The sequence below is a fragment of the Nocardia sp. NPDC060249 genome (assembly GCF_042728755.1).
Classification (GTDB): domain Bacteria; phylum Actinomycetota; class Actinomycetes; order Mycobacteriales; family Mycobacteriaceae; genus Nocardia.
On the sequence record NZ_JBHXAQ010000016.1, the window covers coordinates 84,129 to 95,501 of the forward strand.

The following is an 11,373-nucleotide window of genomic DNA, read 5'->3' on the forward strand; positions in this document are numbered from 1 at the left end:
AGGGGATCAGACGCGCTCGATGATGGTGGCAACACCCATGCCGCCACCGATGCACAGCGTGATCAGGCCGTAGCGCGCGTTGCGACGCTCCAGCTCGTCGAGCACCGTGCCGGTGATCATCGCGCCGGTGGCACCCAGCGGGTGGCCCATCGCGATCGCGCCGCCGTTGACGTTCAGCTTCTCGTCCGGGACGTTCAGGTCCTTCTGGAACTTCAGCACCACGGAGGCGAAGGCCTCGTTGATCTCGACGAGATCCATGTCCTCGATCGTCAGACCGGCCTTGGCCAGCGCCTTCTTGGCGGCCGGGGTGGGACCGGTCAGCATGATGGTGGAGTCCGCGCCGGAGGTGGCGGTCGCGACGACGCGGGCGCGCGGGGTCAAACCGGAGCCCTTGCCCGCTTCCTCGTTGCCGATCAGCAGCAGGGCGGCGCCGTCGACGATGCCCGAGCTGTTGCCACCGTGGTGGACGTGGTTGATCTTCTCGATGTAGGTGAACTTCTGCAGCGCGACGGCGTCGAAGCCACCCATCTCACCGATACCGGCGAAGGACGGGTTCAGCTTGCCGAGGTCGGCGGCGGTGGTGCCGGGACGCATGTGCTCGTCGTTGTCGAGGACGACGAGACCGTTCTGGTCCTTGACCGGCACGATCGACTTGGCGAAGTAACCGCCGGTGGTCGCGGCGGCGGCGAGCTCCTGCGAGCGCACGGCGTAGGCGTCGACGTCATCGCGGCTGAAGCCCTCGATGGTGGCGATCAGGTCGGCCGAAACACCCTGCGGCACGAAGTAGCCGTCGTAGTTGGTGGCCGGGTCGAGCGCCCACGGTCCGCCGTCGGAGCCCATCGGCACGCGCGACATCGACTCGACGCCACCGGCGATGACGAGGTCGTCGAAGCCGGAGCGAACCTTCTGCGCAGCCAGGTTCACGGCCTCGAGGCCGGAAGCACAGAAGCGGTTGAGCTGGAAGCCGCCGACGGTGTCGGGCAGACCGGCGATCGTCGCCGCGGTGCGGGCGATGTCCATGCCCTGGTCACCGACGGGGGTGACCACGCCGAGGATCAGGTCCGAGATCTGGTCCTCGTCGAGGTTCGGGAAGCGGCCACGCAGCTCCTGGATCAGACCAACAGTCAGATCGATCGGCTTGACCGAGTGCAGCGAGCCGTTCTTCTTGCCGCGGCCGCGCGGAGTGCGGATGGCCTCGTAGATGTAGGCCTCTGTGGTCATATCGGAGTGTTTCCTTCCTTGGGGTGCGGTGGCCGCACGAACGCCACGACCAATTGTCTCGACGCCGTACAAATCCCGGCAGGCACCAGCGGAGCATAGAACCATGCTCATCCGGTGAAACCGGCCACCCGTTCATACTACCGTGGTGTGCGAACTCCGGTTAACTTAACGCGGTACGGACGGTGGCTGTCAACCATCCAGACTCTTTGCTCCGAACTGTTCACGTAGCAACGCCAGCGCGACCTCGTCCGGGTCTTGACGGTCACCGGGAGCCACCGGCACCGCGGCGGCGGCCAGCATCTCCCGTTCTTCCTCCGGGGTGGGCGGGGCGAGAACGGCGGCGCTGCGCGCGGAATCACCGCCGGACCGGGCCTCGAACCCCTCGTCCGGGCCGGGGTCGTCGGGGAGGTCAGGGAAATCCGGCGGCGGAATGTCATCGTCGGAGGGCCGGTTCGCCCGGTTCGGTGACTGGTTGCCCGCCGCCTGGCTCGGCCGCGAGAACTTGGGGCGTCCCGCGGGCTTGCTCTCCGGATTTCCCGTCCCCCGCGCGGGCCCGGCCTTGGCGGCGGGCGCGGGACGCGGCGCGGGCGCACCGGTTTCCCAGCGCACATCCAGTTCACGTCCGAGCACGGCCCGCACCGCCGAACGCACCGCCTCGATATTGCGCGGATCGGACAACCGCTGCGCCAACGGCGCGGCCGGATGCGCGAAAACGATCACGTCACCCTCGACTCGCGACACCGCCGCCCCGGACAACAGCGCCTGCAAGGTAGCCCCGAACTCCCGCACCCGGCCCTTGATCTCCGGCCACGCGGCATCGACGATCCCGACCAGATCCTCGGCCGGTGCCGCGCCGACCTGCGGCTCCACCTGCGCTGAGGCAGCCTCGGCCCGCGCCGGCGCTTCGGCTCCGCCCGGTTCGGATTCCGGCTGAGCCGGCGAACCCACCTGCGGCGCTACCGCTCCCGGCGCCCGAGTCGAGTCGAGGCCGGCGCCGGGCGAGCCACCGCTGGTCGACGGCCTGGAGAACCGTTCGGGGCCCGTGCCTTCCGGCCGAGGACCGGCGTCAGCCCGCGCGGGGCGGGCCGCTTCGGCCTCGGGAGAATCTGCCGCAAGCCGTTGGGAAGCAACCCTTTCCGAAGGGTTGTCAACGGCACTGTGCCCGGAACCGATCGGTCGCGCGGCGGGCTCGACCTGCGGGGGCGCTGCCGTCGGCGCGGACTGCGCAGGCGGTGCGGACTGCGCTGCCGGTGCGGACTGCGCAGGCGCGGGCTGCGAAGGCGGTGCGGCCGGCGCTTGCGGTGCAGCCGCGGACTGCGCCGGCGGTGCGGACTGCGGTGCAGCCGCGGACTGCGCAGGCGGTGCAGACTGCGCTGCCTGTGTGGACTGCGTGGGCGGTGTGGACTGCGTAGGCGGTGACTGCTCGGGTGGTGCTGTCGGCGCTTGCGTTGCGGCCGACGCTTGCGGGGCCGACGCTTGCGGGGCAGTCGGCGCACTGGGCGCAGACGCTGTCGGGGACACGCGCGGTGCGGACGTTACGGGCGCGGGCGGGGCAACGGTCTTCTGTTCCGCGGCAACAGGGCTCGCGGCGTCGGCTGCTGATGATCCGCCGGTCGCCGCTTCCTTCTGGGCGCGCGCGGCGGCGAGGAGTTCCGCACCTCGACGGCCACTGGACGGCGGGGCGGCCGGGCGTTCGGCCGACTCACCCGCGACCGGGCCCGGGCGCGCGGGAGCGGGGGCCGATCCGCTCGCGAATCCGCGTTCCAGCCGTTCCAGCCGCTGCAGGGTCGCCGACTCGGCGTCGGACACCGACGGCAGCAGCATGCGGGCGCAGATCACTTCGAGGAGCAGGCGCGGAGCGGTGGCGCCGCGCATTTCGCCGAGACCCTCGTGCAGGAGTTCGGCGTAGCGGGTGAGGGTGGCGGGGCCAAGGCGTTCGGCCTGGTCACGCATTCTTTCCATGACGTCGCCTGGACCGGAGACCAGCCCGCGGTCGGCGGCGTCGGGGACCGCGCGCAACAGGATCAGGTCGCGCAGCCGTTCGAGCAGGTCGACGGCGAACCGGCGGGGGTCATGACCCGCTTCCATCACCGAATCGACCGTGTTGAACAGGGCCGCGCCGTCATCGGCGGCCAGCGCGTCGATGGCGTCGTCGATCAGCGCCACATCGGTGACGCCGAGCAGCGAGACCGCGCGCGGGTAGGTGACACCGTCCGGTCCGGCGCCCGCGAGCAGCTGGTCGAGCACGCTCAGGCTGTCGCGCGGCGAACCACCACCGGCCCGGATGACCAGCGGATACACCGCCTCCTCCACCGGCACGTGCTCCTGCTCGCAGATCTTGCCGAGCAGTCCGCGCATGGTGGCGGGCGGCAGCAGCCGGAACGGATAGTGGTGTGTGCGTGAGCGAATCGTCGGCAGCACCTTGTCCGGCTCGGTGGTGGCGAAGATGAAGATCAGGTGGGCGGGCGGTTCCTCGACGATCTTGAGCAGCGCGTTGAAACCAGCCGTGGTGACCATGTGCGCCTCGTCGACGATGAACACGCGATAGCGCGACTCGGCGGGCGCGTAGAAGGCACGATCACGCAGCTCGCGGGTGTCGTCGACGCCACCGTGGCTGGCCGCGTCGAGTTCGATCACGTCCAGATTGCCCGAGCCGCCCGGCCCGAGCGCCACACACGACGAGCACGTACCGCAGGGCGTCGACGTCGGCCCGTCCACGCAGTTCAGCGACCGCGCGAGGATGCGCGCGGACGAGGTCTTACCGCAGCCGCGCGGCCCGGAGAACAGATACGCGTGACTGATCCGTCCGGTATCCAGCGCTGTACTCAGCGGGTCGGTGACGTGCTCCTGACCCACTACTTCTGCGAATGTCGCCGGTCGATACTTCCGGTACAGAGCCACGACCCACAGGCTACCGAGAGCGTCCGACAGGGTTTATCGGCGGCTGGCACTGCACCCGCGCGAGGTAACGAGACCTTGATAGTGATGTGACCTAAATCACATTGCATTTCACGGTATGGAGCGTACGTACAAAGCGTGCCACAGGGCGCAACGGACGAGCTATCGACTGCTCCATACGCAGCGAATCCACCGATGAACAATCTATTGATACTGCTTACCCGAGTAATGCATACCAATTCCCCGATTGACAGCCCCTTACCGGATGTAACGAAATAATGAACGGTCGTGACAGTGGCGCAAGTGTCTGGCTACCGTGGATCTCGGCAACTTCGGTGGCCAAACCTTCATCAGGTTGGTGACCCCGGCCGGTCCCTCATCCCGACCGGGGCACAACCTTCGCGCACCGATCGCTCCCCCACCGCACCGACCGGAGGAACGTTTCACCGTGCTGTCGTGTGATGACATCGCAACCGCCTGGCTCGCCCATACCGACTTCGCCGGCGACAACGCCGCAGTCGGGCTACTGAGCCGGGCGATCAGCCCCCAAGACTTCGACATCAAACGCGACTCGTTACCCGTCGCTGCCGCAGCCGACCCGGCGACCGCCGACGCCATCCTGCAACTGCTCGAACGCGGGCAGGTGCCGACGATGGCGGCCATCCGCACGCTCACCGCGCAGAACGAGATGCGCCGCGAGGCCGAGCGGATCGAGCGGCTCGGCCGCCGCGCCCAGCGCAGCATCGACGAGTTCGGCCGCGTGCTGGCTCGCCTCGCCGCCGCGCACTGGACCGACCACGATATCGGCCCCACCAGGCGCGATATCCTCGCCGACGCCGAGATCTGCGCGCTCATCACCGAACGGGTGGGTGAGATCGCACCGTCGGCGGTCAAGCATCTGTGGCTGATCGAACGCGCGCAGCGCGCGGGCTGGATCGCCTCGAACGCGAGCCCCGGTTCACTGTGTCCGGCACGGCGCTGGCACACCACCAAATACGGCAACCGGGTCTCGCAGAAGCCGGTCAACATGGTCGGCAAGCTGGTCGCGGGCTTCGTCGTGGAACACACCGCCGACCGCGGCAAGCCGCCGAGCTGGGCGGTGCTCGCCCGCGACGCGCGCGACGATCGCGGCCGCCGCCTGTTCTTCGACGTGGCCGACGCGCACGCCCAGCGCCGCTGGCTCACCACCGCCGAATGGCTCGCCGACGGCGATGACCTGCCCGTTCCCGGCAAGCGCGGCGCGCGGGCACTGGCCAAGGAAAACCGGGGCTAGCGCCGCCACCCGCGGTGAGTGTTCGGTAACTTTCTCGCAACGCATCCACGCGTGAAAGGAGTTACCGTGCCCGCAACGATCGACCCGGCGGCCACTGCTTGGCTACTCGCGGCCACCGCCATGGTGCTGTTGATGACGCCGGCCCTGGCCGTGTTCTACGGCGGGATGGTGCGCTCGACCGGCGTGCTGAACATGCTGATGATGAGCTTCATCGCGATCCCGCTGGTCACCGTGGTCTGGCTGGTCGCCGGTTACAGCCTCGCGTTCGGCGAGGACGCGGGTGGTGGCCTGATCGGCAATCTCGAGCATCTCGGGCTGGCCGGGATCAACCCCGACTCCGTCCGCGGCACCATTCCGGAGCTGCTGTTCGTCACCTTCCAGCTGACGTTCGCGATCCTGACCGCCGCCCTGGTGTCCGGCGCCATCGCCGACCGTGCCAAGTTCGCGGGCTGGATGGTGTTCGTTCCGCTGTGGACGCTGGCGGTGTACGCGCCGATCGCGCACTGGGTATGGGGGCCGGACGGCTGGCTGCTGAACTTCGGCGCGCTCGACTACGCGGGCGGGCTGGTGGTCGAGATCGCCTCCGGCGCTTCCGCGCTGGCCTTGGCGCTGGTACTCGGACCGCGCATCGGTTTCAACATCGACGCGATGCGTCCGCACAACCTGCCGTTCGTGCTGCTCGGCGCCGGTCTGCTGTGGTTCGGCTGGTTCGGTTTCAACGCGGGCTCCGCGCTGGGCGCCACCGGCACCGCGGCGGCGGTCTTCCTGAACACCCTGGTCGCGGGCAGTCTCGGCATGCTCGGCTGGCTCATCGTCGAACAGATCCGCGACGGCAGGCCGACCACGTTCGGCGCGGCCTCGGGTGCGGTGGCCGGTCTGGTCGCGATCACCCCGTCCTGCGGTGTGGTGAACACCTTCGGTGCGGTACTGGTCGGCTCGGCCGCCGGCGTGGTGTGTTCGTTCGCGGTCGGCTGGAAACACAAAGCGGGCTACGACGATTCACTCGACGTGGTCGGCGTGCACTTCGTGGGCGGCATCGTGGGCACGGTGCTGATCGGTCTGCTGGCCACTCAGGTGATGACCGGCGGCGTGAACGGCCTGCTGTACGGCGGCGGCCTCGCCCAGCTCGGCAAGCAGCTCGTCGCGGTCCTGGTGGTCGCGGCCTACGCGTTCGCGGTCTCGTGGGTGCTCGGCAAGGGGATCGACAAGATCATCGGCTTCCGGGTGAGCAAGGAAGACGAAACAGCGGGCATCGACTTCGCCCTGCACGCCGAAACCGCCTACGCCGAAGGGGTGCACGGCAGTTCACCGCGACGCTTCGGTGAGGGTCACTACGGGAATTAACTGACTTCGTCGGCTGGTGCCAGCCAGGTGTTGCATTCGAAGTTGCGGTTCTTCGTGTAGCCCTGGTTGTACCAGTTGCCGTTGTGGTCGGGGGTGCCGTGATCGCGGTGGCGGCCGTTGCCGTCACCGCGGTTGTAGTTGTGCTTCACCGCGGCGTAGCCCTCCTGCGAGGTCCACGAACCACCGGCTTCCGACGAACCGATGTACATGCCGCCGAAACAGCTGGCCTGCAATTCCATTCGACGCGACGTCTCCAGCCCACCGGCCGACATCGTGCCCTGTTCCCGGCGCTGGTTCGACGAGGCATGCAGCAGACCGGTGAGCCCCTGGACGTGGTGGCCGTATTCGTGGGCGTAGACCGACAGCGCTTCCATCGGCGGATACGGGGTGTTGTGCAGGACCAGACCCGCCGTCGACATGTAGATCGTACTCGACGCGCTGCAGTAGAACGCGTCGCTGCTGGCGCCGCCGCAGGGCGATGACAGCTCCGAAGGCTGTTCCGCGACAACCAGACCCGGGCTCTTGAACGGCAGATTCGCGGCGGCCAGATTCGACCGCCACATCTGATCGAGGCAGACCTGCGCCGCCGCGAAGAACGCCTTGGCCACCGCCGCGGCGGTCGACCAGCGCGGCAGATCACAGTCCATGTTCGTCAGGCCCGCGTCGTCGTTCTTGAACAGCGGATGCTGGCCGAGGGCGATAACAGGTTGCGGTCCTGCGGGTTTGGTTGTTGTCGGTGCTGTGGTGCGCGCGGTGGTCGTGGCGCGCGCCGACGTCGGATTCGTGGTCGGCACCGGCGAATTCGAGCTGTAGGTGAAACTCGGCGGCGTCGTCTTGGCGACCGAGCCGGGCGAGCTCTGATCGGACAGGGTCACCGCGGCAATCAGCAATCCGATGACCCCGAACACGGTCAGCACCGTCAGCACCGCACCGGCGGCCCCCGATCCACCGCGACGCGGCGGCGGATACCCCTGCGGCGCATAGCCGTACGGCGGCGGCAACGGCCTGCCGTAGGGCGGCATCGCGGGCCGACCATACGGCGGCACCTGTCCCCCATACGGCGGCACCTGTCCCCCGTACGGCGGCACCTGTCCCCCGTACGGCGGCATGGGCCCGCCGTACGGCGGCGGCACCGGCCTACCGTACGGCGGCTGCGGAGGAGGCGGGGGATACATAGAAATCACCTGACAACTGATCACGCACGGACATGGGTAACTCACCGGGAACGGGCTGACCCACCCCGCACTACACCGTCAGCCGCCAACGCTACCTATGCGGCACACGAGTCCGGCCAGAAGACGCGGAGAGGCGGAACAGCACAGCCTCAGTTCACTTCGCTCGCGGACACCGTGAAGGTGTTGCACTGGGCGGTGAGGTTGCGGTTGAGGCCGGTTTCGAACCACTGGCCGCCGTGCTCGGCGGTGCCGTGGTCGCGCATGTCGCCGGGGCCGTCACCGCGGCCGTAGGAATCCTTGGTGGCGACCGTGACCTGCGAGGAGGTCAGCGAGCCGCCGCCCTTCGAGGAGGCGATGAACATGCCGTCGAAGCAGTTGGCCTGCAACTCGACTCGGCGCGAGAGCTCGAGGCCCTTGGCCGAGCGGGCGCCCGCGTCGACGCGCTCGCTGTTGGCCTTGCGCAGGATGCCCGACTGGGCTTGCACGTGGTGGCCGTACTCGTGCGCGAACACCGACAGGTACACCACCCAGTTGTCACGGAACTGGTCGGTCTGCAACTGGCTGATCGGCATGTAGATGGTCTTGTTCGCCGGGCAGTAGAAGGCGGCGAAGTTGCTCGTCGACCCGGTGCACGGGGTGGTGATGCCGTCGGTGGTCGCGGTGATGCTGAGCGTCGGCGACTCGAAGGGCAGATTGTTCTCCGCCAGCAGCGGCTTCCATGCCGCCTCGAGGCACTTCGCGGCCGACTCGAAGAAGGCGCGAGCCTTGTCCACCTGGGTGCCCCACGGCGCGTAGTTGCACGACGCCGGGACCAGGGTGCCGTCGGAGTCGGTGAGCAGCGGGTTGTCGCCGGTCGCGGCGGGCGCGGTACCGGGCTGGGGGGTATAGGTCGTGGTCGGTTTCGGGCCGATCGCGCCGATCCCGAGGTCGACGCCGGTATTGACGGCATACTTCACGAGCCCGCCGACCAGCAGGAAGATGACGACCAGGACTGCCGAGGTGAAGCCACCGCCCCGCTTACGCGGCGGCGGAGTGGGCCTGCCCGGCGGCCCGTAGGGCATCGGCGGCGGGCGGTATCCCGGCGGCGGACCATACGCCGGACGCTGCCCATAACCCTGTGGATAGCCCTGCGGCTGTGGATAACCTGGCTGCCCGTACCCCGGTTGTGGCCGGTATCCCGGGGGCGGACCATAGCCGGGGGGTGGTGGAACCGGTCGTCCACCTGGGCCGTTCGGCCCATAACCGTACGGTGGTTGAGTCACTCCCCCGTACCCCCCTCGTCTCATGAGTCGTCGACAGCCGCTGACGCAGAATAGCAAGCTGTCTAGAGTAAGCACCCATGCTGACTTTTCGGGGGGGCGCCGCAGGCGCGCTACTGCTCGCCGCGGCGGGTTTGCTCGTGGCCGCGCCGGTAGCCCACACGGAGCCCTCCACCTCCGGTGTTTCGATCACCGCCGACCTCACTCTCACCGAAACCGGTGTGCTCGAAGTCATCGAAACTGTCGCGGTACCCGCCGACGGAAATTTCACGATGTCACTGCCGTTGCGCCTCAAGGTCGGTGACGATGTCGAACGGGTCTTCAAGGTCACCGATGTGACCGCGAGCGGTTCCGGCACCGCCACCACTGTCAACGACCAGTTCGTCGTCGAGGCGAAGCCGGGCGAATCGAAGTTCACGTATACGGTGCACAACACCGTCTCCGACATGCCGGGCACGCAGGTGTTCCACTGGCTGGGCGTGCTCAACGCCGATATCGCCGTGCTCGACGTCTCGGTGATCAGCCCGAGCTTCCAAATGGGCATCGTCGACTGCAAACTCGGCTCGGCGGGCAATGCCAAGCCGTGCGCCGATGTCCACACCGAACCCGACGGCGTGCTGTATCTGCACCAGACCGACCTGCGCAAGGGCGACGCCATCGACCTCACCTTGCAGATGCCCCCTGGCACCGTGCCCGCGAATGCCGATGTGCGCGGCGGCGGTACGGGCCCCTTCGCCTTCACCACCCCCGTGCTCGCGGCCTTCGGCGCCTTCCTGCTCGCGCTGGCGGGCATGATCGCCTACGTGCTGCTGGCGCGGAAGCGCGCCGCCGCCGCGGTGGCGGGCAGCGACGCCTTCGATCCGCTGATCCAGCAGGGCGGCCGCGTCGAGTTCACCTCCCCCGACGGTGTGCTCCCCGGTGAGGCGGGCCTGATCATCGACGAACACGCCGATCCGGTCGACATCGCCGCCACCGTCGTCGATCTCGCCGTCCGGCGCTACCTGTGGATCACCCCCGTGAACGCGCGCGGCGAAGACGATTGGCGCATCAGCCGCGTCAACGCCCCCGACGACCAGCTGCGCGAATACGAGCGCACCGTCTACGACATGCTGCTCCCCGAAGGCACCGACACCGTCGCCGTCCGCGAACTGCGCGCCCCCGGCCGCCTGCAACTGGACCCGATCCGCGCCGCCATGCGCAACGACGCCGTCGCCACCGGCGCCTTCGCCGACCCGAAACAGCGCGCTCTCCCCCGCTGGATCGGCGCCGCCCTGATCGCCCTCGGCCTGATCATCACGGTCACCCTGGCCCTGACCGCGGGCCACGCCCTGGTCGGCGTGGCCATCGCCCTGGCAGGCGGAGCGGCGATGCTGCTCCCCAACTACCTGCCCACCCGAACCCCCCTCGGCGACACCGTCGCAGGCCGAATCCGCGCGATGCACCGCGGCCTCGACACCGTCGTGCGCGACCGGATCCCACCCATCGACCAGGAGACGATCTTCTCCCGCGCCCTGCCCTACACGGTGATCAGCGGCCGAGCAGACAACTGGATCCGCACCTTCCGCGACATGAACCCCGCCGACGACTCACAACCCGGCCTCTACTGGTTCGCCGGCTACGACCGAGACCCCAACCTCCACCGCTTCGCCGCCCAATTCCCGTTCTTCATCACCGCACTGGAAGGCGCCTTCAACCCGCGCTGACCCCACCTGAACGTCGAGGTCGACCGGATCACCAGTCCCCAACCCGTGCGTCGAGGTCGACCAGGCCACCAGCCCTCCACCTGCACGTTCGAGGCCGACCGGGCCACCAGCCCCCACCCCGCGCGTCGAGGTCGACCAGGCCACCAGCCCCCCACCTACACGTTCGAGGACGACCGAGCCACAAACCTCCGGACGCACCGCAGGCATCACCAGCCGTCGTTCCGGCCTGGTCGACGAGGTGTTCCGCCTGGCTCGCAGGCAGCGCGGGCCACGGTGGCTGTCGATCGAGAATGTCCCGTTCATGCTGCAACTCGGCCGGGGCGCGGCGATGCGCCACATCACCGCCGCCCTCGAGGAGCTCCGGCACGCCTGGGCCACTGCGCACCCAGGACGTCCCCGTCTTCCACAACCCACCCAACCCACCCACCGCACTCCCGACCCCTAGGGAGGGACGGCCACGAAGTGGCCGGTCCGCGGCCGGGCCGCCGGTTAGGCGCCGC

Annotated in this window: 7 protein-coding genes and 1 pseudogene; 4 read left to right on the top strand and 4 right to left on the bottom strand. The window is 68.7% G+C overall.

Features of this window, described 5'->3' with window-relative positions; all coding sequences use genetic code 11:
• Positions 1-6: 6 nt before the first annotated feature.
• Together ACFWFP_RS31885 and ACFWFP_RS31890 are read right to left on the bottom strand one after the other, a co-directional pair.
• Positions 7-1,221: an acetyl-CoA C-acetyltransferase gene (locus ACFWFP_RS31885; protein WP_378915219.1), complete on the bottom strand. Its 1,215-nt coding sequence runs from the start codon at positions 1,219-1,221 to the stop codon at positions 7-9.
• Positions 1,222-1,410: 189 nt separating this feature from the next.
• Positions 1,411-4,122: a DNA polymerase III subunit gamma and tau gene (locus tag ACFWFP_RS31890; protein WP_379301293.1), complete on the bottom strand. Its 2,712-nt coding sequence runs from the start codon at positions 4,120-4,122 to the stop codon at positions 1,411-1,413.
• A gap of 445 nt (positions 4,123-4,567) precedes the next feature.
• Here ACFWFP_RS31890 and ACFWFP_RS31895 point away from each other — a divergent pair, with 445 nt between their 5' ends.
• Together ACFWFP_RS31895 and ACFWFP_RS31900 are read left to right on the top strand one after the other, a co-directional pair.
• Positions 4,568-5,392, top strand: a complete 825-nt coding sequence (locus ACFWFP_RS31895) for a hypothetical protein (protein WP_379301295.1) — start codon at positions 4,568-4,570, stop codon at positions 5,390-5,392.
• Between the two features lie 66 nt (positions 5,393-5,458).
• Positions 5,459-6,736: an ammonium transporter gene (locus tag ACFWFP_RS31900; protein WP_379301297.1), complete on the top strand. Its 1,278-nt coding sequence runs from the start codon at positions 5,459-5,461 to the stop codon at positions 6,734-6,736.
• Here ACFWFP_RS31900 and ACFWFP_RS31905 read toward each other — a convergent pair.
• Positions 6,733-7,869, bottom strand: a complete 1,137-nt coding sequence (locus tag ACFWFP_RS31905) for a neutral zinc metallopeptidase (protein ID WP_379301299.1) — start codon at positions 7,867-7,869, stop codon at positions 6,733-6,735. The two genes, ACFWFP_RS31900 and ACFWFP_RS31905, sit on opposite strands and share 4 nt — an antisense overlap.
• 191 nt (positions 7,870-8,060) lie before the next feature.
• On the bottom strand, positions 8,061-8,972 hold the full coding sequence (locus tag ACFWFP_RS31910) for a neutral zinc metallopeptidase (protein WP_379301301.1): 912 nt from the start codon (positions 8,970-8,972) through the stop codon (positions 8,061-8,063).
• A gap of 278 nt (positions 8,973-9,250) precedes the next feature.
• On the opposite strand from ACFWFP_RS31910, the gene ACFWFP_RS31915 reads away from it, so the two are divergent.
• Both ACFWFP_RS31915 and ACFWFP_RS31920 read left to right on the top strand, forming a co-directional pair.
• A complete protein-coding gene (locus ACFWFP_RS31915; RefSeq protein WP_379301303.1) occupies positions 9,251-10,873 on the top strand; it encodes a DUF2207 family protein in 1,623 nt (540 codons plus the stop codon).
• Positions 10,874-11,060: 187 nt separating this feature from the next.
• Positions 11,061-11,249: pseudogene (locus ACFWFP_RS31920) on the top strand (DNA (cytosine-5-)-methyltransferase); the annotation flags it as partial.
• Positions 11,250-11,373: the final 124 nt, after the last annotated feature.